The organism is Candidatus Pseudothioglobus sp. uisw_142 (genome assembly GCF_059512465.1).
This window is the reverse complement of sequence record NZ_CM183452.1, coordinates 936,043-959,849: the sequence shown is the minus strand read 5'-3', so window position 1 is coordinate 959,849 and position 23,807 is coordinate 936,043. Positions and strand designations below refer to the sequence as shown.

Sequence of the window (23,807 nt, the reverse complement as noted above, 5' to 3'; positions counted from 1 at the left end):
CATTTTCAATGAGTAGATTTAGTAATTATCAAAGGTGATTTAGGTCAAATCAACTGACATATTTATTGCGGTTTAATATTTAATTTAAGTTAGCGTTTCATAGAAGATAAGAACTACTCGTTTCCAAGAAAAATTGACAACTCATCTACTTTACCTACTTAGCTTCAAGAAATTTACGTCTAAACCTTATTAATATATCTTCTGTGTATCCATTTGCCTGATCTGCTCCTTCAAATGCAAGCGCTATTGAGGCTTTGTAAGCAAAACTATTATAGTTTGGCGCTAATGCAAGATAGTTAGGATCATGTTTGTTTTGTTCATCTACAATTAGAGCCATATCTTGAAATGCTTTATTTACTTGATCTTTCGTACATATTTTATGATGAAGCCAGTTTGCCATATGTTGTGAAGAAATTCTTAGTGTAGCTCGATCTTCCATTAGACCAATATGATTGATATCTTGGACTTTTGAGCAACCAATTCCTTGATTAATCCATTTAACGACATACCCTAAGATGCTCTGCGCATTGTTATTGATTTCTTTAATAATCTTCTCTTCAGATAATTGATCAGCTAACTTTAAAAATGGAATTTTATACAGGTCGTCCTGGTTTGGTTTTTGGTGCTTAGATAAGAGCTCTTGTTGCTGTCTAAATACATTAAAACGATGATAATGGGTAGCATGTAAAGTTGCTGCTGTTGGTGAAGGAACCCATGAACAGCTTGCTCCAGCCTCTAAATGGACCATTTTGTTATCTAGCATTTGACGCATTTGGTCGGGCTGAGCCCACATACCTTTTCCAATTTGTGCTCTTTTATAAAGACCACATTCAAGGCCTGAACTGACATTATTTTCTTCATAGGCAGAAAACCATGCCTCTTCTTTTATGAGGTTTTTGCAGCGCATCGCTCCCGCCATCATAGAGGTATGTATTTCGTCACCCGTTCTATCAAGAAATCCAGTGTTAATAAAAATGATGCGATTTCGAGCTTCGTAAATACAGGCTTTTAGGTTTATAGTTGTTCTTCTTTCTTCATCCATAACCCCAATCTTAAGGGTGTTTTTCTTAATTGACAGTGCTTTTTCAACTGCTGAAAATAAATCCATAGTGAATTTAACTTCTTCAGGGCCATGAAGCTTAGGTTTGACAATATAGATACTACCTTTTTTGGAATTCATTTTGAGTTTTAAATCATGAAGGGCAATCAGTGAAGTGACCATTGCATCCAAAATACCTTCTGGGATTGGTGATCCATCATTATTCGTGACCATTTCAGTTGTCATGTGGATGCCTACATTTCGAACAAGCGTTAAACTTGTTCCAGGTAGCTTACAGATAGCACCATGAGTATCAGTATAGGTCTTATCTTTATTCAATGATCTCGAAATAGTTTCACCACCCTTTACAAAAGAGGCACTTAATTCACGCTTCATGAGTCCAAGATAGTTTCGATATGCATGAATTTTTTCTTCGTCTGAGACAGTGGATGCAGAATCCTCAAAGTCAACAATTGTAGTCACAGCAGACTCCAATATGACATCAAAGATCCCACTCTTATGAAGGCTCCTTTCTTGGTCACATACAATCTCAATATGAAGATTATTATTTTTTAATAATATATTTCCATTTTCAGTAAGCCCAATATATTGAGTAGGGTTTATTAAGGTTGCTACTTCACCGTCATTCAAATTAAAAATTAAAGTTCCCTTATACTTAACTTGAGTTGTAATTTGTCGATATGAAGTGCCCTTGAGGGGTGCAATTTCATCGAGAAAATCACAAGCAAGTTCTGCTGTTCGATTCACTCTTTGAAGATTATGCGCAAATGAGGTACTCATGCTACCTTTATTAGGTATGACATTGGTTCCATAAAGTGAGTCAAAGAGGCTACCCCATCTTGCATTTACAGCATTAAGGACAAATCTTTGATTAGTAATAGGGACAACGAGTTGAGGTCCTGCAATTTGAGAAATTTCATCGTCAACCTCTTCTACTTCAATAGAGAATTCATCTGGCTTTTCAGCGACATAACCAATACTCTCCAAAAATTCTTTATATTTCTGAGGATCGATACGTTTATTTTGAAGATGCCACTCATCTATTTGTGATTGTAATACATCACGTTTATCCAAGAGTAATTGGTTAGACTCTTGAAGTTGACTCAAAATTTTCGAAAGCGATTCGAAGAAATCGGTTGCAGTGATTTCTAATCCATCACATACTTCGTGATTAATAAAGTCAAAGAAGATTTTATCAACTTTAATATCTTGAATTATTTGTTGGTCAACGTTCATGAATTTACCTTATTTTCAATTACAATTACACCATCTTCATCAGCATAAAGATAGTGATTTGGGATAAATTTTACATTTGAAAAGTCAACAGTTAAATTTCTTTTTCCTTTTCCTTTTTTAATACTTTTTCGAGGGCAAACGCCTAGAGCCCTTATGCCAATAGTCATGGAATTAATCTTTACAGAATCCCTAATTGATCCATTTACAACAATTCCCTCCCACTCATTTTTAATTGCGTCTGATGCTCTTTGATCGCCGAGCATTGCACACCCCAAAGATTCTCCAGCATCGATAACTAAAACGCAGCCTTTGCCATTCATTTTTAAAGCTTCTTCGACGAGAGAATTATCTTCAAAGCATTTGATAGTAACAATGCGACCTGAAAAAGCAGTCTTATCTCCATAGCTTTTAAATATGGGATCTAAGTACTGAACATGTGGATGCAGCTGATCTGAAATATCACAGGTTGACATCATTTAGTTGTCCTTATAAATTTCACACATACGCTTTTCAGAACCATAGGGGTAATAATCCATCACACCATTTTGTTTGATTTTTTCTTGAATAGAAACCCAATAGTCAGCATCTAGTAATTTTTTATACTTTTTATTGAATACTTCCTTCATGTAAGGATTTGGCAGCATAAAGTATTTAAATTCTTCAGGAAATACATCGTTCTGACCCACGTAATACCAGGGTTCAGAGGCCATCTCTTGTTCATATGTTTTAGCTTTAGGTATTTTTTTAAAGATAGGAGTGCTCATTAATGTAATTTCATCATAATCATAAAACACAACTCTATTCTGGCGGGTTACACCAAAATTTTTGGTTAGCATGTCTCCAGGGAAAATATTTGAATTAATTAGCTCGTCAATAGCCTTTCCATAGTCATTAATGATATGATTTTGTTGTTTTTTATTTGCAGTTTCAAGATACATATTTAGAGGCGTCATTTTGTTTTCAATATACATATGTTTGATTATGAGCAGGTCATTCTCTATCTCAATATTGGAACTCGCCTTTTTTTCTAATTCTTTAAGTAAAGCATCATCGATATCTTTCAATGGAAAGGCAACATTTGAAAATTCCCAGGTATCAGCTAGCCTTCCAATTCTGACATGATTTTTTACGAAATAGTATCTATCCTTGACCATTTCTTTTGTGCCCATCTTAGGAGGTGCAAATTGATCATTGATTACTTTAAAAACATAAGGATACATAGGAAAAGTGAAAACCGACATGACCATCCCTTTAATGCCCGGAGCAATAATTAATTTTTCACTAGTGATTTTTGAGTATTTAAGGAAATGCCTATATAAAAGCGTTTTGCCTTGTTTGTGAAGGCCAATTGCGCTATAGAGGACAGCCCTTGTTTTTCCAGGTAGAAGTTCTTTTAGATACTCTACAATGGCAGAAGGGTAATCAGTCGTTATAAAAAAATAGGATCTAGAAAAGCTAAAAATAATAGATATTGATCCAATATCAGTCAGCAAACTATCAACATATAGCCCTTTATTTTCATCATTCAATAGTGCGATAAGAACAGGGACATCAGAATGGAGCTGGGTGACAATTTTTCCTACAATATAAGCACATTTTCCTCTAATAAAAGGGGTACTGATAAATTGAAGCTCAAATACCTCAGACTGAAGTCTTGGCATTTGTTTGATAAGTTGTTCTTGAAGTCTTTCGATGTCTTGATTAAGATTCCTAAATTTGCACTTAAATTTATAGTTATTTAGGACTGAAGTTAAAGTCTCTTTAAGCTGACCATCATCGACAAAATAGCTATCGATAACTGGCTCATCCATATCGATATAGTTCAGAGAGACGCAGGGTTTAGTAAAAATATATTGATTATTATAAAAGCTTCTTGAAAATATCCTGCAAAAGACTGAGTTGTAAAAGGTTTCTGCAAGCTCAGGTTGCTTATGAGACGTGATTAGTTCAATATAGACATGTTTAGTGTTTTTCCAAAAATCTGAATTAAACTTATCCATCTTCTGAGTCTCATTGAATTCAGCTTTTGCACCATACAGTGTTTGTTTTTTTAATTCAGAAGATAGGTTTTTACAAAACACATCAACCTGCTCATCATAGAAATTAAGTCTAAGCTTAGAGTCATTCTCAATTTTTCCCCATTCTTTTTCCTCAAAACATCTTTTTGCTTCAATGGATGCACTTTTAATGTTTTGATAATGATGCTCGAATCCCAACAAAATCTTCTTGGCAATTGAGAGTGAGATTTTTTGAGATGAGCTGCTTAGCATTTTAAGTTCGTTATATGTAGAAGCCCTTCAAATATGAAGGGCATCATAGAATTATTACTGATAAGACTTAACTAAACTGCTCTTCCTCAGTTGAGCCTTTCAGTGCAGTTACTGATGATTCTCCACCCTGAATAACAGTAGTAACATCATCAAAATAACCTGCTCCAACTTCTTGCTGATGAGATGCAAAGGTGTAACCTTTCTTTGCAGCATGAAACTCTGGCTCTTGAACCTTTTCAACATAGTGTTTCATGCCTTCGCCTTTTGCATATTCATAAGCAAGGTCAAACATGTTATACCACATATTGTGTATGCCAGCCAAAGTGATAAATTGATACTTATAACCCATCTCAGAAATCTTTTCCTGAAAAGAGGCAATTTGACTATCATTTAAATTCTTTTTCCAGTTGAAAGATGGAGAGCAATTGTAGGCTAGAAGTTGGCCGGGATTCTCTGCAAGAACTGCTTCTGCAAACTCGCGCGCAAATCCAAGATCAGGTTTGCCCGTTTCACACCATACCAAGTCAGCATAAGGGGCATAAGCAACTCCTCTTGAGATGGATTGTTCAAGGCCATTTTTAACAACATAAAAACCTTCAGCAGTTCTCTTTCCAGTAATAAAGGCAGCATCATGTGGATCAACATCCGAAGTAAGAAGATTTGCTGCTTCTGCATCAGTCCTGGCAAGCAGAAGTGTAGGGACACCCATAACATCTGAGGCCAAGCGAGCAGAAATCAGTTTTTGTACCGCTTCTTGTGTTGGCACTAGAACTTTACCACCCATATGGCCGCATTTCTTGACTGCAGCTAACTGATCTTCGAAGTGAGCACCAGCAGCACCATTGGCAATCATATTCTTCATTAACTCAAATGAATTCAATACGCCGCCAAATCCAGCCTCTGCGTCGGCAACGATTGGTAAAAAGAAATCAATATATTTATCATCACTAGGGTCGATACCTTGGGACCACTGAATTTCATCTGCTCTTTTAAATGTATTGTTAATTCTTCTTACCATAGTAGGCACAGAGTCATAAGCGTAGAGTGATTGGTCCGGGTACATTGTTTCAGAGGTGTTTCCATCAGCAGCAACTTGCCACCCAGAAAGATAAATTGCCTCAATGCCAGCCTTTGCCTGCTGCATTGCTTGACCTGCAGTGATTGCTCCCATGCAGTTGACATACCCTTTTTTGGATGAGCCATTAACCAGATCCCAAAGCTTTTCAGCCCCTCTTCTAGCATATGTACATTCAGGCTGAACTGATCCACGAAGCCTTACAACATCTTCAGCAGAATAAGTTCTTTTGACGTTGGACCATCTGGGATTATCTTGCCAGTCTTTCTCTAATGCTTTAATTTGCTCTTTTCTGTTCACCTTTCTCTCCTTAGTTATCACTATTTTATGAAATAGATTCTTTTAAAATATTATGTGTTATGTCAGTTTTTAGACAGATATCATATTTAACATATCAGACCTAAAGTATTGATAAAACTACTAATTGCATACCTTTTTTCATAATACCAATATTACATCTAGAAAGTTTATTTTTTTCACTATATAATATATATTTTTCATAATATGAAATTAAATGAAGCCAAGGTCGATTGATAAGAACTACAATGCCATAGAAAAATGCTTACAAATACTATCTATGTATTCTTTAGACAAGACTCAATTTTCTATCAAGGAGATTTGCATTCAATTAAACTTTAACGTTTCAACTGCATATCGAATTCTGTGTACTCTTGAGGAGTATGGATATGTATCCCGCTTAAAAAATAAAGACTATGTCATTGGGACTCAGGCACTCTATTTGAGTGCAATATACACTCAAAGTAATCATCTTGAGCAAATCAGACCTATTGTTGATCGAATAAGAGATATATCTGGTGAAACCTCATCTTTTTTTGTAGAAGAGGATGACAATCGTATTTGCTTGTATAGGGCTCATTCTCGTGATGAAATTAGACATAATATTGAGCAAGGATCTCGATTAGAGCTTAATAGAGGGGCATCAGGACGAATCATTTTGGCTTATGGCAAGAGACAAAAAGATAAAAAAGGGTTTTATAAAGATATTCGTGACCAGGGTTACTATCTATCAATTAATGAACACAATGCATCTCTATTTGCTTTAGCAGTACCGGTACTGTCGAACAGTGATAAATTTGTGGGTGCGATTGTAGTTTCAGGACCGATAAGTCGCTTTGACGATCAACAAAAAATATCATTATTAAAGCTTTTGAATGATCAACTAGATAATATTGTAATGCCATAGTCTATAGGTGATATGGGACTAAGTTGGTTAGACGTGATTCCTCTATTTATATCTACAAATTATTAATTAATAGTTTCTTAATTTTTTTTATTTTCTCTTGTTCATATGTATCATTACTTATTGGATTATGTCCGAACAATTTTACTACTTATTATTAAAATATGAAGCACCACCTATATATCGATGGCAATTATTTAGCGTCTTCCTCTGGCGAAACATTTAAGTCGATCAATCCTGCGAATGGAGAGACGATTGCTATTGTTGATCAGGCAAGTGAAAAAGATGTTGAAAAGGCAGTTTTATCGTCTGAGAGAGCTTTTAGTGTTTGGAGTCAAATGAGTGCATTTGAGAGAGGTAGAATTCTTCTCAAAGCCGTCTCTATTCTTCGAGAAAGAAATAATGAGCTTGCTGAGCTTGAGGTTCTAGATAGCGGCAAGCCACTCCAAGAGGCAAACTGTGTTGATATTCAAACTGGGGCTGATGTCATTGAATACTATGCTGGATTAGCACCCACTCTTCAAGGGTCTCAGCAGGACCTTGATTCGAATACTTTTTTTATGTCTAAAAGAGAGCCCTTAGGAGTATGCGCTGGTATTGGGGCATGGAATTACCCTATTCAAATTGCCTGTTGGAAGTCCGCTGCATGTCTTGCTGCTGGAAACACTATGGTTTTTAAGCCTTCTGAAGAAACACCGCTCAGTGTTCTAAAATTGGCTGAGATATATACCGAGGCAGGAATACCTCCAGGTGTCTTTAATGTGGTCCAGGGCGACTATAGAGTTGGTCAATTTCTGACAAGACATCCTAGAATTGCTAAAGTTTCATTTACTGGTGAGAGTGGTACTGGAAAAAAGGTAATGACTGATGCCTCTGGATCATTAAAGGAGGTAACCTTGGAGCTTGGAGGAAAGTCACCTTTAATTATCTTTAATGACGCTAACCTTGATAATGCAGTTTCTGGAGCTCTTTTGGCAAATTTTTATACGCAGGGTGAAGTCTGTACTAATGGCACAAGAGTTTTTGTTCAGTCTGCTATTTATGACAGGTTTCTTGAATTGGCATGTCAGCGAACTAAAAATATTAAAGTTGGCAATCCCTTGAATATAGAGACCCAAATGGGAGCATTAATTAGCTCTAAGCATCTTGAGAAAGTTATGGGCTATATCGATCATGCTAAAAAATCAGGTGCACGACTTATAACTGGTGGCAACCGATTTAAATCGGATGAAACTACCAATGGCTTCTTTGTCGAGCCTACCATTTTTGCTGATTGTGAAGATGAAGCAAGTTTTGTAAAAGATGAAATTTTTGGCCCTGTAATGTCTGTGCTCCGCTTTGAAGAGGAGTCTGAGGTTATTCAAAGAGCAAACAATACTAGGTTTGGTCTGGCAGCTGGAGTTTTTACTCAAGATATTAGTCGTGCTCATAGAGTCATTAACGAACTTGAGGCCGGAATTTGCTGGATAAACAGCTGGGGAGATTCTCCTGCTGAAATGCCAGTTGGAGGGTTCAAAGAGTCAGGAATAGGTCGAGAGAACGGCCCTGAAACTTTAAAGAGCTATACTCAAATCAAAAGTGTCTTTGTTCGCCTTGATGATGTTGAGAGTCCTTACTAAATAATGAAAAAGTATGAAAATAAATTTTGATTACATTGTTGTTGGTGCTGGTTCTGCGGGGTGCGTTTTGGCTAATCGTTTGAGTGAATCAGGCAAGCACAGTGTGGCTCTTCTAGAGAACGGTGGTAGTGATAAAAATATCATGATTCAAATGCCAACAGCGCTCTCTTATCCGATGAATACAAATAAGTATGCCTGGCAATTTCATACTGAGCCGGAGCCTTTTTTAGATAACAGAAAAATGCATTGTCCAAGAGGCAGAGTCATGGGAGGGTCCTCCTCAATCAATGGAATGGTTTATGTTCGAGGACATGCTGAAGATTTTAACCAGTGGGAGGAACATGGTGCTAAAGGATGGGCTTATAAAGATTGCTTGCCTTACTTTAAGCGCTGCGAGAGTTGGCATGAAGGCGAGAATGATTATCGAGGTGGAAATGGCCCTGTTTCAACTTCGAATGGTAATAATATGAAGCTTAATCCGCTATATAAGGCTTTTATTGAGGCTGGAAAAGAGGCTGGATATCCAGAAACTAAAGACTATAACGGAGAACAGCAAGAAGGCTTTGGCCCAATGCATATGACAGTAGGTGGTGGGGTTCGCTCTTCAACATCTAATGCCTACATTAAGCCAGCAAAAAATAGAACTAATCTCAAGATATTAACTAACGTACTTGTTCAAAAAGTCATACTTGAAAATAAAATAGCTACGGGCGTTGAGTATTCAATAAATGGAAATAAAAAAGCTTTAAAGGCAAATAAAGAGGTGATTCTTTGCGCAGGTTCAATTGGATCGCCACAGCTTCTTCAGTTGTCAGGCATTGGACCAAAAAAAGTTCTAGATGATGCAGGTATAGATGTTTTGCATGAGTTGCCAGGAGTTGGAGAAAATCTTCAAGACCATCTCGAGGTTTACTTCCAATATCATTGTAAAAAACCAATTACACTTAACAGTAAGCTAAACCTTTTCAGTAAGGGGCTTATAGGCATTGAATGGATATTAGCAAAGACCGGATTAGGCGCAACTAACCACTTTGAATCATGTGGCTTTATTCGCTCTCGTGCTGGCCTTAAATGGCCAAATATACAATACCATTTTCTTCCAGCTGCCATGCGATATGATGGAAATGCGGCTATGGATGGGCATGGCTATCAGGTTCATGCTGGCGTTAATAAAGTCACCAGTCGAGGTAATGTTCGGATAAAAAGTTCAGATCCAAAAGCAAAGCCAACAATTATTTTTAACTATATGAAAACTGAGCAAGATAGACAGGACTGGAGGGACTGCATTCGTCTCACTAGAGAAATTTTGAGTCAGCCAGCGCTTGATGATTTTAATGCTGGAGAGGCGAGCCCTGGTTTAGATGTGAGCAGTGATGAAGAAATTGACGCTTGGGTGAGGGCAAACGTTGAGAGTGCTTACCACCCATCATGCTCTTGCAAAATGGGTTCGCTTGATGATCCAATGACGGTCGTCAATAATGAAGGTCAGGTTAATGGAATAGAGAATCTTAGAGTAATTGATTCCTCAGTTTTTCCAACCATCCCAAATGGTAATCTTAATGGCCCTACCATCATGTTGGCAGAAAAAATGGCGGACTCGGTCCTTGGTAAAAAGCCCCTCATATCTAGCAATGTGAATGTATGGATTGATTCGAGCTGGAAGGAACTTCAACGTCTGAGTAATCCCAAGCGAAAAGTAACACAGGATTAAATATTTCAATTGTTTAAAAATTTACTTGCTTCTTTGTATAAATACGTATAAAAATTAACTCAACTTACTCATAACTTCTTCATCAATGGAAGTAGCTAAACTAAATACTTATGTTGTTGCAACACCAGAGCCTCACATCGGAGGGATGTATTGGATTTTTCTGTCTATTGAAACTAAGTGTGGAATTTTAGGAGTTGGTGAAGTGTACTCTGCATCTTTCCATCCTGAGGTTGTTGTCAAAGGCATCAAAGATGTGTTTGAAAGATATCTCAAAGACCATGACCCTCACCACGTTGAACGTTTTTATAGAGAGTGTTTCTCGAGTGGTTTTACTCAAAGGCCTGATTTAACGATGATGGGAGTCTTAAGCGGTCTTGAGATGGCTTGTTGGGATATTATTGGAAAAGCTGCAAATAAGCCAATTTATGAGCTTATAGGAGGCAAAGTTCATGATAAGCTTCGTTCATATACTTACCTGTACCCAAAAGACAAGAATGGAGTGCTTAATTACGAAGACCCGGAGCTTGGCGCAGAGTCTGCTGTCAGTTTTATGGAGCAGGGCTTTAGTGCAATTAAGTTTGATCCTGCTGGTCCTTACTCTTCATACTCTGGGCATCAAATTTCATTAAAAAGGCTTGCTCACTGCGAAAACTACACTCAAAAAATTAGGGAAGCAGTTGGTGATAATTGTGACATCCTTATTGGTACGCATGGGCAACTCTCTCCGTCATCAGCTGTAAGACTTGCAAAAAGACTTGAGAAATTTGATCCCCTATGGTTTGAGGAGCCAGTTCCACCAGGGCAATCTAGTGCAATGAGTGAAGTTGCTAAAAAAACTAAGATTCCAGTTGCAACGGGCGAGCGATTAACAACAAAGTATGAGTTTTATGATGTTTTAAAAAATAATGCGGCTTCCATTATTCAAATGAACCTAGGTCGGGTAGGTGGAATCTTGGAGGCTAAAAAAATTGCGAGTTTGTCAGAAGTTTTTTATGCTCAGATCGCACCCCATATTTACAACGGCCCAGTTGGCGCTGCTGCTAGTATTCAGCTTTCTGCTGCAACCCCAAATTTTTTAATTATGGAAAGTATAAAGACTTGGGATGGTTTTCACTCCGAAGTTTTAAAAGATTCAATTCAGTGGAGTAATGGAAATATTATTCCATCAGATAAACCTGGCTTAGGTATCGAGTTGAATTTTGACGTTGTTATTTCAAACTCACCCTACAAAGGAAAAAAACTTCACCTTTCTATGAATCAAAAGCCATATTACGTTGACGATGATTAATTTAGTATTTAGGAGGGTTTAATGAAGGTAGGTTTTATTGGTCTGGGTAATGCAGGTGGAAAGCTTGCAGGAAGCTTATTAAGAAATGGTTTTGATCTTACAGTTCTTGATCTCGATAAGTCATTAGTGAATGAGTTTATAGATCGAGGTGCATCGAGCAGTATCTCCCCAAGAGTGATGGCTGAGCTTTGTGATGTTGTAATCACTTGTCTTCCATCACCAAAGGCATGTTCAGAGGTTATGGAGTCGAAAGATGGAGTTATAGCTGGCCTCAGAGAAGGGAAGGTTTGGCTGGAGATGAGTACAACCGATGAGGCTGAAATAAGAAGAATAGGAGCAATCGTTGAATCAACAGGAGCCCTCCCAATTGACTGTCCTGTGTCAGGAGGTTGCCATAGAGCAGATACTGGAAATATTTCAATTTTTGCTGGTTGTAAAAGAGAGGCATTCGATAAAGCCTTGCCGATTCTTACAACAATGGGAAGACGAGTCCTTCATACAGGTGACTTGGGAACAGCATCAACATTAAAAGTAATGACTAATTACCTCGCTACAGTTAATCTAGTATCAATTTCTGAAGCCCTTACAACGATGAAAGTGCTTGGTATGGATATGAATGTCACCTATGAAGCAATAAAAGCCTCGTCAGGCAATTCGTTTGTTCATGAAACAGAGTCGCAGGTCATTTTAAATGGAAGTAGAGATATAAGCTTCACGATGGACCTAGTATCTAAAGACGTAGGAATATTTAATGAGCTTGCTGAACGAAAAGGGCTTGAATTGGAAATTGCACCTATGATTGTAGAAATTTTTAAGGATGGCGAAAAACGTTACGGATCGCGTGAGCTATCTCCAAATATTATTAAAAGGCTTGAAGAGAAAGCAGATGTTGAGGTTCTGGGTAGTGGATTTCCTCCTGAGATGATCGATGAAGAGCCTGAAGAGAAAGGTTATGAGGTTGAGATTCAGAACAGGAAAGATAACTAATTTCACTCAATCTATCTCGAAACAACTTCAAAACTTCATGTAATAAACAAGCCCGTTATTTTATAATTTTATATTTAATCATTCCTTTATCTTATGAGTGCTGACTTAAAACCTAATTTCGAACCTGACAACATCGTCAAAAATATAAGCAAAGCTATAAACATTGGAATGACTCATTCTGCCTTAGCAAGCAATGGGGTCGACTGGGATAGTGTTGTTGGTGTTTTGGATGAGGCCGAGCATCTGATTGGAAAAGAGATGAGCGTTAACTCTCATCTGAACTCAGTTAGGTTTTCAGATGAGTTCAATACGCAGTATGAAAAAACACTTCCTTTAATTTCAAATTTTTATAGTGATCTTGGTGCAAATAAAGATCTTTACCAAGCATTTAAGAGGGTTAGTCAGACTGAGTTAAATATCCAACAACAGCATATTGTGAATGATTCATTGCGAAGCTTTGAACTCTCTGGTGTTGCTCTAGATGGAGCTAAGTCTGAGCGATTTAAAGAAATTAAAGAGCAGTTAAGTGTTCTCAGTAATCAGTTTTCTAAAAATGTTTTACAATCAACTAATTCATGGAAAAAAACTGTCTCAGCTAATGATTTAAAAGGGTATGGCGCTGATGAGTTTTCTAAGGTCAAAAAGGGCGATCACTATGAGATCAGTCTCCAAGTGCCAGTTTATATTGATCTTATGACTTATGCTGATAGTAGCGATCTCAGAGAAGAGGTTTATAAGGCCTACATTTCAAGGGCTTCAGATATTGGGATTACTTCGAAAGAGTTTAATAATCGTCCAATTATGGATGAAATTTTAAAACTACGATCAGAAATGTCAGAATTAGTTGGGTTTTCAAATTATGCTGAATATTCGACCCAGTCAAAAATGGTTGAGTCACCAGATGCAGTTGTTGAGTTTTTAAAGAGTCTTATAGAGCTTTCAACCCCGCAAGCAGAAGCTGAATTGATTGATCTAGAATGCTTTGCAGGACATCCTTTAATGCCTTGGGATTTGATGTACTACTCAGAAAAATTAAAACAAAAAACATTTAGTTTTAAAAGTACTGACTTGAAACCCTTTTTTCCTGAAAGCAGTGTTTTTGATGGTTTATTTGAAACCATTCAAAATCTCTACAATGTTAAATTAACTGAAATTCATGAAAAGACCTATCATAAGGATGTAAGAGTCATTAATCTTGAAGATAATAATGGAGTAATTGGAAGAATATATTTAGATGTTTATGCTCGTGAGAATAAGAGGGGCGGTGCATGGATGTCAGATTATCAGGGACTTTTCAAAGAATCATTGCCGGTTGCTTTTGTTGTTTGTAACCTTAACTCTCCCTCAGAAGGGAAGCCTGCTCTATTCGATTTTGATGAAATTGTAACTATCTTTCATGAATTTGGTCATGCACTTCATCATCTTTTAACAAAGGTTCCTTTTCCATGTGCTGCGGGCATTAGTGGTGTTCCTTGGGATGGTGTTGAGCTTCCTAGTCAGTATATGGAAAATTTTTGTTATGAAAGGGAGGTGGTTAATTTAATTTCAGGTCACTGGGAGACAGGTGAAAAACTTCCTAATGTGCTATTTCAGAAGGTAATTGAATCCAAAAACTTTCAATCTGGTCTGCAAATGCTTAGGCAGTGTGAGTTTGCTTTATGGGATATCAGTACTCACATGACAAGCAATGACACATATGAGGTCCTCGGAAAAGTTAGAGAGAAAACAGCTCTATTACCTATAGTTAATGAAAATCGTTTTCTTAATTCATTTTCTCACATCTTTAGTGGAGGCTATGCAGCAGGTTATTTTAGCTATAAGTGGGCAGAAGTCTTGGCAGCGGATGCTTATGAATTTGTTAAGGAGAGTGGAGGAATTGGATCTAAATCATCCAATGATTTCAGAAGGCGCATTCTTGAAATTGGGGGAAGTTTGGATTTTATGGACCAATATGTCAAATTTAGAGGAAGTAGGCCAAAAATGGATGGACTTTTAAAAGCCTCTGGAATTTCGATTAAATGATATGAAACTTGGTAAAATAAAATTTTTTTGCTAACTATAACTAGAACAAATAATGATTAAATATTTATTAGGTGCAATTCTTACATTAGCCATTATTGGCGGCGCCTTTTCATTCCAGTCTAATGACCAAAGTTGGCAAATAATTGTTCATAAAGAGGAAGCTTTCAAAAGTGTCACTAATGGTGCCCTAAGAATTTATAAGATTGGATTAGGTCTTTTTACAGATACAGACCTAGTTGACAAGGCTTCAATTATATTGGAAGAAAGTTAATAGCTTCTAGGGTACTTTAGAAATCAAGATTGATCCGTTTGTACCACCAAACCCAAAAGAATTTGAAATTGCGTGATCTATTTTCATTTCTCTTGCTTCATTAGCTGCATAATCTAAGTCGCAATTTGGATCTTGATTAAATATATTAATCGTTGGAGGTGCTATTTGGTCTCTAATGGCTAAAGCAGTAAATACTGCCTCAATTCCACCTGCAGCTCCAAGAAGATGTCCAGTCATCGATTTTGTTGAGCTCATGACAATATTTTTTGAGTGAGCACCTAATGCTAATTTGGCAGCATCCGTTTCAGCAATATCACCAGCAGGCGTAGAGGTTCCATGTGCATTAATATAGTCAAGCTGGTCTTCATTAATCTTGGCGTTTCTCATAGCGTTTTTCATGCACCTTGCAGCTCCCTCGCCTCCTTCGGAAGGAAGCGTCATGTGATATGCATCACTACTCATACCATATCCAGCAAGCTCTCCATAAATTCTCGCACCACGTTTTTTAGCGTGTTCATATTCTTCTAGGACAACGACACCAGCTCCATCACCAAGGACGAACCCGTCTCTATCAACATCCCAGGGTCTTGAGGCCGTCTCAGGATCATCATTTCTTGTTGAGAGTGCGCGCGCAGCTGCAAAGCCGCCTAGTCCGCAATTGGTAGAAGACATTTCAGTTCCTCCAGCAATCATCACGTCAGCATCACCATATTCAATTATTCTTGAAGCATCTCCAATATTATGAGTTCCAGTAGTGCAAGCAGTAACAATGGCAAAATTAGGCCCTTTAAGGCCATATTTGATAGACATATTACCTGAGACCATATTGATGATTGAGGAGGGCACAAAGAAAGGTGAAATCCTTTTAGGGCCTTTTTCTCTAAATAAGTCTGCTGTTTTTTCAATCGTTGTCAAGCCGCCAATCCCAGCTCCAATTGCAACACCAATTCTTTCAGCATTATGTTCTGTAACCTCAAGTCCACTATCTTCAAACGCTTGAATACCAGCAGCCATTCCATAGTGAATGAAAACATCCATTTTTTTTGCTTCCTTTGGGCTTAGGTACTGGGCGACATCAAAGCCTTTAACAGCTCCACCAAACTTGACTGTTTGAAGTTCAGTATCAATATTGTCAATTGGGGCAATACCAGAAACGCCATTAATAATGTTTTTCCAGACATCATTTACATTATTACCAACTGGACATACAATGCCTAAACCTGTTATCACAACTCTTCTTTTACTCATAATGGATTAAGTGTTAAATTTAATGAAGTAATTTTAAAGGATTTTACAAATTAAAAATTGAGTAAAAAAAAAGGCGTTTTACTTTTTAAAGTAAACGCCTTAATAGATTTATTGATGAATGTTATGTATTTGCGTTAATGTAGTCGATTGCCTGTTGGATAGTTGTAATATTTTCAGCTTCCTCATCTGCAATTTCACAATCAAACTCTTCTTCAAGTGACATTACAAGTTCTACAGTATCTAATGAATCCGCCCCTAAGTCGTCTATGAATGATGCATTGTTATCAATTTCACCACTAACATCTAACTGCTCACTTACAACTTTTCGCACTCTATCTTCAATACTCATTTTGAGTCAAATCCTTAAATTGTTTAAAAGTGTATATTTTATCTTCAAAAAACACTAAATAGCGTTAAATTTTTAAATATTTATTGATAAATATTAGTACTGTTTAATTAATGTATTTTGGAATTATGTTTTTAAGAAGAAATTAAATTTAATATATCACTAATCACTGATAGTAGATATTATTTAGACATTAGCAAGATTGCCTTTTGTTTCTAGCCAAGATTTTCGATCAGATGCTCTTTTTTTGGAAAGTAGCATATCCATAGTCTCTTGTATCTGAAGAGGATGGTTTAGAGTGAGCTGAATCAGTCTTCTTGTATCAGGCTGCATAGTAGTTTCTCGGAGCTGCTTAGGATTCATTTCACCAAGTCCCTTAAATCTTTGAACCTGAATTTTTTGACGTTGATTTTCTTTTAAAAGCCTTGCTTCAAACTGTTCTTTTTCTTTATCATCAAGTGCATAAAAGACTTGTTTTCCAGCATCTATTCTATAAAGCGGAGGCATTGCAACATAAACATGTCCTTGGCTCACTAACTTAGGAAAATGTTTGACGAAGAGTGCGCAAATTAATGTCGCAATATGAAGGCCATCTGAGTCAGCATCAGCTAAGATGCATACCTTTCCATACCTCAATCCAGATAGATCATTGTTATCTGGCTCTAGACCAATTGCAATACTGATATCATGAATTTCATTTGAAGCAAGAACTTGAGATGAGTCAACCTCCCACGTATTAAGAATTTTACCTCTTAAAGGAAGTATTGCTTGATAATTCTTGTCTCTTGCTTGCTTTGCTGAACCACCAGCAGAATCACCCTCAACTAAAAAAACTTCTGTTTGCTCAAGATCAGAACTCGTGCAATCTGAGAGCTTGCCAGGGAGAGCTGGACCACTAACAATTTTTTTTCTGACAACTTTTTTAGCAGTTTTTAATCTTGATTGAGCATTAAGAATGGCTAATTCAGCAATTTTTTCTGCGATATCAGTATGCTGATTGAGCCACAAACTAAAAGAGTCTTTAACGACACCAGAGACAAATGAGGCGCATTCTCTTGAGGAGAGTCTTTCTTTTGTTTGACCAGAGAATTGAGGATCTAAAATTTTAATTGAAAGAACATAAGCAATTCTTTGCCAAACGTCATCAGGAGTTAGCTTAATATTTTTTGGAATAAGGTTTCTAAATTCACAGAATTCTTTAAGGGCATCAGTCAGTCCAGATCTTAGGCCATTAACATGGGTTCCTCCACCAATAGTTGGAATAAGATTCACAAAACTTTCGGCAGTAATATTGCTGGTGTTTTCAGTCCAAGTTAAAGCACAATCTAATTGCTCTTCCTTGGTTTTAAAAGAGGTTAAAAATGGAATAGATGGGATGCATTCAAGACCATCCAAAGAGGCCTGCAAGTAATCTTTTATGCCATCTTTAAAGACCCAAGTATCTTCAGTTTCATCAATTTCATTTTTAAAATTAACCTCAAGACCAGGACATAAGACAGCTTTAGAGCGAAGATTATGTCTCAGTTTTTTTATTGAAAATTTTACTGAATCAAAAAATTTCGCATCGGGCATAAATTTAATCAGAGTTCCTGTATTGCGCTTCCCAACAGCGCCTATTTCCTCAAGATCATTGGATTTGACACTGGATTCAAATTTCATATAGTACTGCTTTGCATCTCTTTTAATCCAAACTTCAATTGAGCTTGATAGGGCGTTTACGACAGATATGCCAACACCATGAAGCCCACCAGAGAACTGGTACGAGTCGTTTGAAAATTTACCACCAGCGTGGAGTTTAGTCAGGATGACCTCAACGGCAGGTGTTCCTTCTTTTGGATGAATATCTATTGGTATTCCTCTACCGTTGTCTTCGACCGACATAGAGTTGTCTGTGTGAAGCGTAACATTAATCTGGGTAGCATAGCCCGAGACTGCCTCATCGACACTATTATCAACCACTTCTTGTGCAAGATGATTAGGGTTTTCAGTGTCTGTATACATGCCTGGGCGTTTTTTGACTGGCTCCAGGCCAGTAAGAACTTCTATAGAAGATGCGTCGTAATTAGACATATTTTGAATTGGGTTTGAGTGGCAATAATAATACCAAAAAAAAGCCCCATAAAATGGGGCTTTTCACTATAAAACAAATAGAATTACATCATACCTGGCATGCCGCCACCCATGCCGCCCATATCAGGCATTGCAGGACCGCTTTCTTGAGGCATATCAGTTATCATTGCTTCAGTTGTAATCATTAAACCAGAGATACTCGCTGCATGTTGAAGAGCTGCACGTGATACCTTGGTTGGATCTAAGATACCCATTTTAAGCATGTCTCCATACTCTTCTGAAGCAGCATTGTAGCCATAATTACCCTTGCCTTTTAAAACTTCATTTAAAACAACTGAGGCCTCACCACCACCATTAGTAACGATTTGTCTTAAAGGCTCTTCTAAGGCGCGTCTACAGATGCTGATACCTACATCTTGATCGCTGTTATCACCTTTAAGTTTATCTAGTGATGAGATAGCGCGTACAAATGCGACACCTCCGCCAGGAACAACACCTTCTTCAACAGCTGCGCGAGTTGCATGAAGTGCATCATCAACACGATCTTTTTTCTCTTTCATTTCAACTTCAGTTGCCGCGCCTACTTTAATGACTGCAACGCCGCCAGAAAGTTTAGCTAAACGTTCTTGCAGCTTCTCTTTGTCATAATCTGAGCTTGTGGCTTCAATTTGAGTTTTGATTTGACCAATACGAGAGGTGATATTCTTTTTAGCACCTGCACCATCAATCACTGTAGTATTGTCTTTGCCGATTTCAATACGTTTAGCAGTGCCTAAATGCTCTTCAGTAATAGCTTCTAGTGACAAGCCAACTTCTTCAGAAATAACTGTTCCGCCAGTAAGGATTGCAATATCTTCAAGAATCGCTTTACGACGATCACCAAAGCCTGGAGCTTTAACAGCAGCTACCTTAACAATGCCGCGCATATTATTAACAACAAGAGTTGCTAGTGCTTCACCCTCAATATCTTCAGCAATAATAAGAAGAGGTTTTCCAGCTTTTTGAACCGCTTCAAGGGCTGGTAATAAGTCACGAATATTTGCAATTTTTGAATCATGTAACAAAATATATGGATGCTCAAGGTCTGCAGACATTTTTTCCTGGTTATTTATAAAGTATGGTGAAAGGTACCCGCGATCAAACTGCATTCCTTCAACGACATCAAGTTCGTTTTCAAGAGTTGAGCCCTCTTCTACCGTAATTACACCTTCTTTTCCAACTTTTTCCATAGCCTCAGCAATAATTGAGCCAACAGATGTGTCTGAATTGGCTGAAATAGTTGCAACTTGCGCAATTGCTTCACTGTTTTTACATGGTTGGGATGCTTTTTGTAGATTTGAGACAACTGCCGCAGTGGCTTTATCAATGCCCCTTTTTAGATCCATAGGATTCATTCCAGCTGCTACAGACTTAACACCCTCAGATATTAGCGTTTGAGCTAAAACTGTAGCGGTAGTTGTTCCATCTCCCGCAATATCATTAGTTTTGGAAGCAACTTCTTTAACCATCTGGGCACCCATGTTTTCAAATTTACCTTCAAGTTCAATCTCTTGAGCAACAGAAACTCCATCTTTAGTGATAGAAGGAGCACCAAATGATTTGTCTAAAACCACATTTCTACCTTTGGGTCCAAGTGTAACTTTCACTGCATTTGCAAGAGTGTTTACCCCTGACATCATTAAATCTCTAGCTTCTGAGCTAAATTTTACGTCTTTCGCTGACATTATAAATCTCCTTTATTCTTCAATTACTGCAACAATTTCATCTTCACTCATCACTAGAAGCTTTTCGTCTCCAACAGTGATTTCAGAACCTGAATATTGACCAAACATTACCGTGTCACCAACTTTAACATCCAATGGGATTAAGTCTCCTTGTGAACTAATTCTTCCATTTCCTGCTGCTACAACCTCGCCTCTTGATGGCTTTTCAGTTGATGAATCAGGGATGATTAAACCACTAGCTGTTGTTTTCTTTTCTTCTACTCTTCGAACGATTACACGATCGTGTAGGGGACGGATTTCCATGTTTTCTCCTGGTATTACATAAAAAATTGTCGTAAAAAAGTTGTTACTCTTCTAGACGTTCTTTAAGCTTTTTGATAGCTTTATTTTCAAGTTGACGAACCCTTTCAGCGGAAACACCATACTTGTCTGCTAATGTATGTAAGGTCGATTTTTCTTCTTTCAAGTACCTAGCTTGTAAAATATCGATACTTCTCTCATCCAAAGAAGAAAGAGCTTGATAAAGCTTATTGTGTTGGTCTTCTTGACTTTTGTTGCTGACCACTAATTGCTCTGGATTTTTACCAGGATCAGATATGTAGTGCTCAGGAGTGTAAGTGTCTTCATCATCATTCACTTCAAACGCAACATCGTTGAGTTGAAGTCTTGATTCCATTTCAATAACATCTTTTTCTCTAACGCCTAAATCTTCAGCGATTACTTTTGCCTGCTCGCTGGTTAAAGATTGGAATATGTTAGATTTAGCTTGTTTTAGTTTGAAAAAGAGTTTTCTTTGTGCTTTTGTTGTAGCGACCTTAACAATTTTCCAATTCTTGAAAATATATTCGTGAATTTCAGCGCGTATCCAGTAAACAGCAAATGAAGAAAGCCTGACTTTTTTATGAGGGTTGAAGCGTTTAACCGCCTTCATTAAGCCGATTGTGCCTTCTTGGATTAAATCTGCTTGCTCGAGTCCATAACCCTTGTAACCGTGAGCAACAAACGCTACAAAGCGCATGTGCGCTAGAACTAGCTTTTGGGCTGCAGATAAGCTTCCATCCTCATAAAGTTCGATAGCTAAGTTATATTCCTCCTCTGGGGAAAGAATAGGAGGGTACTTTTGTACCTCTAGATCTCTAGATACGTTTTTTATCGATAATGCTAATTCACTCATTAAGTTTCCAAGTACGATAAATCAGAGGCAAATTATACCAAAAAAATGATTTATATCAATTCATTAAGTAAATATTTATGTCTTAAAACTTGTTTTTCAAGTGTTAGTTCAGATTTATTGAAAATATCATTGGTATGATGAATGATGGTTTTTAAATTTGATAATGCGTCTTCAAAGATATCATTAATCACGAGATAATCAAATTCGTCATAGTGTTTCATTTGATTTTCAGCGTCAGACATTCTATTTTTAATTGTTTCATCATCATCCTGACCACGACCCTTAAGTCTTTCGAGTAAAGATTTTTTTGAAGGAGGCAATATAAAAATACTAATGGCATTAGGCATATTTGCTTTAACTTGACGAGCTCCTTGCCAATCAATCTCGAGAATTACATCAATATTTTTATTCAGATTTTCCTGAATTTTCTCTCGAGAGCTTCCGTATAGGTTTCCAAATACTTCGGCATGTTCAACAAATTCTCTATTAAGAATCATTTTTTTAAAGTCAGTTTTAGAGATAAAGTGATAATTGACACCATCAACTTCACCATCTCTTGGTTTGCGCGTAGTGTGGGTGACTGACAAGTATAAATGTTCTGAGTTTTTGAGTAATGCATCGACTAAGGTTGTTTTTCCACACCCTGAAGGAGCAGCAATGATGAATAAATTAGACATTAGTTAGTAGAGTTTTTTATCATTATTTTGGAATATATCCCTTGATTTGATCAAGATCATTGTCCGAAAAAAAATACTTTTCCATTTGTTCTTTTAAGTAGGCTTGAGAAGACTCTTCAAATAAATTTAAGTTATTTTCATTAATAAGCATTGTTTGGTGATCAAGCCACATTTGCCACGCTTCCTTAGAGACTGAATCTAATATTTTTTTTCCAAGCTCACCAGGGTAGGGGGCTCTATCTAAACCTTCTGATTCTTTTTTTAATTTAACGCAATAAACTGTACTCATAAATTTTTAAATCTAACTCCAAGTATAAATAGTGATAAAAAATAGATAGCTATTGATATAGCTATCGTCTTAACAATGAGCGCAGATCTTTCGATCATTGAGGACCCATAATAAATATCAATATCCGAATCAAAATAGATAATGTATAAAGACATTATAAAGACTGATAATATAACTTTAAATAACATTTTATATAGATTAATGTGCAACTTATAGATAGACTGCTTGATTAAGAAAAAGTAAAGTATCAAGGCATTTAGCAGCGCTGAAATAGAGGTTGCTACAGCTAGGCCAACATGTCCATAAAATTGAACTAATATAAGGTTTAAAATAATATTTGAAACCATTGCAACAACTCCAGCCTTGACAGGTGTTTTGGTATCTCCTCTAGATAAAAAAATAGGTGCAAAGATTTTAATAGCAATAAATGCCATTAATCCTGAACCATAAGCTTGAAGACTATATGAAGTTTTTATTGCTGAATTAATATCAAATGCTTCATATTGAAAAAAAGTAACAATCAATTCTTCTGAAAGAAGAACTAATCCAATACAAGCTGGAATACCAAATAAAACTGCCAATATAATTGCTCTATCAATAGTTTCGATAAAGTTCTTAGAATCTTTTTGAGCATGATAATTACTTAGTTTTGCTAAAGCAACAGTTGCAAGTGCTATTCCAATCAATGCCAATGGAAACTCCAATAATCTATCTGAATAGTAAAGCCAGGAAACACTTCCTGCAATAAGTGTTGAAGCAATCATGGTATCAACCAAAAGGTTTATTTGAGAGACCGAAACTCCAAATAATGCAGGCAACATTCTTTTTTTAAGTGTTACAAGAGCTTGATGATGTCCAAATTTTAATTTTGGTAGTCTTTTAATTTTTCTTAAAAAAGGAATTTGAAATGCAAGCTGCGCAATACCGCCTATTAAGACGCCCCATGCAAGGGCCATAATTGGAGTTGATAGATATTCTGATAAGAAAATTGCACTTAAGATTAATGAAATATTAAGTAAGACAGGTGTAAATGCGGGGACTATAAAATTATCATAAGTATTAAGAATTGATCCTGATAAAGCTGTCAGTGAAATAAGTAATAAATATGGAAAAGTTATTCTTAGCATGCTTGACGCTAGTTGAAACTGGGAATTATCAGATTGAAAGTAGAATCCCCATGCAAATAAAAAGATAATAAGAGGTGCAATAATTACAGCTACAAGAGTAATAATCATTAGAACACTTAACAGCTTGGTCGCTATATGATTAATTACTAACTGAACTTCTTGATCACTATGATTTGCTTTAGTGGCAGCTAAGATTGGTAAAAATGCTTGAGAAAATGCACCTTCAGCAAACAAACGTCTAAAAAAGTTTGGAATTCTAAATGCGACTAAAAATGCATCTGTCAGCTCATTAGCACCAAAAAGCCTTGCAATAACAAAGTCTCTGATGAGACCTAATATCCTTGAAACAAAGGTCATTGCAGAAACAATGCTGCTTGACCTTATAAATGATTTGGACATGATTTATGGTAAT

The 23,807-nt window shown here is 36.9% G+C and carries 20 protein-coding genes; 7 read left to right on the top strand and 13 right to left on the bottom strand.

Features of this window, described 5'->3' with window-relative positions; translation table 11 throughout:
• Positions 1–154 precede the first annotated feature (154 nt).
• From AC5YGB_RS04925 to aceA, 4 genes are all read right to left on the bottom strand, one after another.
• Positions 155–2,296: a malate synthase G gene (locus AC5YGB_RS04925; protein WP_496136797.1), complete on the bottom strand. Its 2,142-nt coding sequence runs from the start codon at positions 2,294–2,296 to the stop codon at positions 155–157.
• On the bottom strand, positions 2,293–2,772 hold the full coding sequence (gene rraA, locus AC5YGB_RS04920) for a ribonuclease E activity regulator RraA (protein WP_496136796.1): 480 nt from the start codon (positions 2,770–2,772) through the stop codon (positions 2,293–2,295). Before rraA ends, AC5YGB_RS04925 begins: the two co-directional genes overlap by 4 nt.
• Positions 2,773–4,566: a bifunctional isocitrate dehydrogenase kinase/phosphatase gene (aceK, locus tag AC5YGB_RS04915; protein ID WP_496136795.1), complete on the bottom strand. Its 1,794-nt coding sequence runs from the start codon at positions 4,564–4,566 to the stop codon at positions 2,773–2,775.
• A gap of 67 nt (positions 4,567–4,633) precedes the next feature.
• Positions 4,634–5,941, bottom strand: coding sequence for an isocitrate lyase (aceA, locus tag AC5YGB_RS04910; protein ID WP_496136794.1), 1,308 nt, complete (start codon positions 5,939–5,941; stop codon positions 4,634–4,636).
• 214 nt (positions 5,942–6,155) lie between these two features.
• Here aceA and AC5YGB_RS04905 point away from each other — a divergent pair, with 214 nt between their 5' ends.
• The 7 genes from AC5YGB_RS04905 (at position 6,156) to AC5YGB_RS04875 (ending at position 14,740) form a co-directional block, all read left to right on the top strand.
• Positions 6,156–6,845, top strand: coding sequence for an IclR family transcriptional regulator domain-containing protein (locus tag AC5YGB_RS04905; protein WP_496136793.1), 690 nt, complete (start codon positions 6,156–6,158; stop codon positions 6,843–6,845).
• A 161-nt stretch (positions 6,846–7,006) separates the two neighbouring features.
• On the top strand, positions 7,007–8,461 hold the full coding sequence (gene betB / locus AC5YGB_RS04900; protein ID WP_496136792.1) for a betaine-aldehyde dehydrogenase: 1,455 nt from the start codon (positions 7,007–7,009) through the stop codon (positions 8,459–8,461).
• 13 nt (positions 8,462–8,474) lie between these two features.
• Positions 8,475–10,172 (top strand): choline dehydrogenase, encoded by a 1,698-nt coding sequence (gene betA / locus AC5YGB_RS04895; RefSeq protein ID WP_496136791.1) that lies wholly within the window; start codon positions 8,475–8,477, stop codon positions 10,170–10,172.
• Between the two features lie 85 nt (positions 10,173–10,257).
• Positions 10,258–11,460: an enolase C-terminal domain-like protein gene (locus AC5YGB_RS04890; protein ID WP_496136790.1), complete on the top strand. Its 1,203-nt coding sequence runs from the start codon at positions 10,258–10,260 to the stop codon at positions 11,458–11,460.
• Between the two features lie 21 nt (positions 11,461–11,481).
• On the top strand, positions 11,482–12,447 hold the full coding sequence (locus AC5YGB_RS04885; protein ID WP_496136789.1) for an NAD(P)-binding domain-containing protein: 966 nt from the start codon (positions 11,482–11,484) through the stop codon (positions 12,445–12,447).
• A 93-nt stretch (positions 12,448–12,540) separates the two neighbouring features.
• Entirely contained in the window at positions 12,541–14,469 is a 1,929-nt protein-coding gene (locus AC5YGB_RS04880) for a M3 family metallopeptidase (protein ID WP_496136788.1), read from the top strand.
• A 52-nt stretch (positions 14,470–14,521) separates the two neighbouring features.
• Positions 14,522–14,740 (top strand): hypothetical protein, encoded by a 219-nt coding sequence (locus AC5YGB_RS04875; protein ID WP_053820046.1) that lies wholly within the window; start codon positions 14,522–14,524, stop codon positions 14,738–14,740.
• Between the two features lie 6 nt (positions 14,741–14,746).
• On the opposite strand, the gene fabF is transcribed toward AC5YGB_RS04875, so the two are convergent.
• The 9 genes from fabF to murJ all read right to left on the bottom strand — a co-directional run bounded on the left by fabF (position 14,747) and on the right by murJ (position 23,794).
• Positions 14,747–15,988 (bottom strand): beta-ketoacyl-ACP synthase II, encoded by a 1,242-nt coding sequence (gene fabF, locus AC5YGB_RS04870; protein ID WP_496136787.1) that lies wholly within the window; start codon positions 15,986–15,988, stop codon positions 14,747–14,749.
• Positions 15,989–16,109: 121 nt separating this feature from the next.
• Positions 16,110–16,337 carry an acyl carrier protein gene (acpP, locus tag AC5YGB_RS04865; RefSeq protein ID WP_020024381.1) on the bottom strand — a complete coding sequence of 76 codons (228 nt, stop codon included), beginning with the start codon at positions 16,335–16,337 and terminating at the stop codon, positions 16,110–16,112.
• A 183-nt stretch (positions 16,338–16,520) separates the two neighbouring features.
• Positions 16,521–18,404: a DNA topoisomerase IV subunit B gene (gene parE, locus AC5YGB_RS04860; RefSeq protein WP_496136786.1), complete on the bottom strand. Its 1,884-nt coding sequence runs from the start codon at positions 18,402–18,404 to the stop codon at positions 16,521–16,523.
• 83 nt (positions 18,405–18,487) lie between these two features.
• The gene (gene groL, locus AC5YGB_RS04855; protein WP_020025419.1) at positions 18,488–20,128 is read right to left on the bottom strand and encodes a chaperonin GroEL; all 1,641 of its coding nucleotides are present in this window, start codon (positions 20,126–20,128) and stop codon (positions 18,488–18,490) included.
• 12 nt (positions 20,129–20,140) lie between these two features.
• A complete protein-coding gene (locus AC5YGB_RS04850; protein ID WP_020025420.1) occupies positions 20,141–20,431 on the bottom strand; it encodes a co-chaperone GroES in 291 nt (96 codons plus the stop codon).
• A gap of 43 nt (positions 20,432–20,474) precedes the next feature.
• The gene (rpoH, locus tag AC5YGB_RS04845) at positions 20,475–21,302 is read right to left on the bottom strand and encodes an RNA polymerase sigma factor RpoH (protein WP_271770484.1); all 828 of its coding nucleotides are present in this window, start codon (positions 21,300–21,302) and stop codon (positions 20,475–20,477) included.
• 50 nt (positions 21,303–21,352) lie between these two features.
• Positions 21,353–21,979, bottom strand: coding sequence for a guanylate kinase (gmk, locus tag AC5YGB_RS04840; protein WP_496136785.1), 627 nt, complete (start codon positions 21,977–21,979; stop codon positions 21,353–21,355).
• 22 nt (positions 21,980–22,001) lie between these two features.
• Positions 22,002–22,268, bottom strand: coding sequence for an oxidative damage protection protein (locus tag AC5YGB_RS04835; protein ID WP_496136784.1), 267 nt, complete (start codon positions 22,266–22,268; stop codon positions 22,002–22,004).
• Positions 22,265–23,794: a murein biosynthesis integral membrane protein MurJ gene (murJ, locus tag AC5YGB_RS04830; protein ID WP_496136783.1), complete on the bottom strand. Its 1,530-nt coding sequence runs from the start codon at positions 23,792–23,794 to the stop codon at positions 22,265–22,267. The genes AC5YGB_RS04835 and murJ overlap by 4 nt, the downstream gene beginning before the upstream one ends.
• Between the last annotated feature and the right edge of the window lie 13 nt (positions 23,795–23,807).

Coding starts and splice junctions, on each gene's coding strand:
- AC5YGB_RS04905 (WP_496136793.1), top strand. CDS start 6,156: ATGAAGCCAAGGTCGATTGATAAGAACTACAATGCCATAGAAAAATGC.
- acpP (WP_020024381.1), bottom strand. CDS start 16,337: ATGAGTATTGAAGATAGAGTGCGAAAAGTTGTAAGTGAGCAGTTAGAT.
- AC5YGB_RS04835 (WP_496136784.1), bottom strand. CDS start 22,268: ATGAGTACAGTTTATTGCGTTAAATTAAAAAAAGAATCAGAAGGTTTA.
- AC5YGB_RS04890 (WP_496136790.1), top strand. CDS start 10,258: ATGGAAGTAGCTAAACTAAATACTTATGTTGTTGCAACACCAGAGCCT.
- gmk (WP_496136785.1), bottom strand. CDS start 21,979: ATGTCTAATTTATTCATCATTGCTGCTCCTTCAGGGTGTGGAAAAACA.
- fabF (WP_496136787.1), bottom strand. CDS start 15,988: ATGAGTAAAAGAAGAGTTGTGATAACAGGTTTAGGCATTGTATGTCCA.
- aceK (WP_496136795.1), bottom strand. CDS start 4,566: ATGCTAAGCAGCTCATCTCAAAAAATCTCACTCTCAATTGCCAAGAAG.
- betA (WP_496136791.1), top strand. CDS start 8,475: ATGAAAATAAATTTTGATTACATTGTTGTTGGTGCTGGTTCTGCGGGG.
- betB (WP_496136792.1), top strand. CDS start 7,007: ATGAAGCACCACCTATATATCGATGGCAATTATTTAGCGTCTTCCTCT.
- rraA (WP_496136796.1), bottom strand. CDS start 2,772: ATGATGTCAACCTGTGATATTTCAGATCAGCTGCATCCACATGTTCAG.
- AC5YGB_RS04880 (WP_496136788.1), top strand. CDS start 12,541: ATGAGTGCTGACTTAAAACCTAATTTCGAACCTGACAACATCGTCAAA.
- groL (WP_020025419.1), bottom strand. CDS start 20,128: ATGTCAGCGAAAGACGTAAAATTTAGCTCAGAAGCTAGAGATTTAATG.
- rpoH (WP_271770484.1), bottom strand. CDS start 21,302: ATGAGTGAATTAGCATTATCGATAAAAAACGTATCTAGAGATCTAGAG.
- AC5YGB_RS04875 (WP_053820046.1), top strand. CDS start 14,522: ATGATTAAATATTTATTAGGTGCAATTCTTACATTAGCCATTATTGGC.
- parE (WP_496136786.1), bottom strand. CDS start 18,404: ATGTCTAATTACGACGCATCTTCTATAGAAGTTCTTACTGGCCTGGAG.
- AC5YGB_RS04925 (WP_496136797.1), bottom strand. CDS start 2,296: ATGAACGTTGACCAACAAATAATTCAAGATATTAAAGTTGATAAAATC.
- AC5YGB_RS04885 (WP_496136789.1), top strand. CDS start 11,482: ATGAAGGTAGGTTTTATTGGTCTGGGTAATGCAGGTGGAAAGCTTGCA.
- AC5YGB_RS04850 (WP_020025420.1), bottom strand. CDS start 20,431: ATGGAAATCCGTCCCCTACACGATCGTGTAATCGTTCGAAGAGTAGAA.
- murJ (WP_496136783.1), bottom strand. CDS start 23,794: ATGTCCAAATCATTTATAAGGTCAAGCAGCATTGTTTCTGCAATGACC.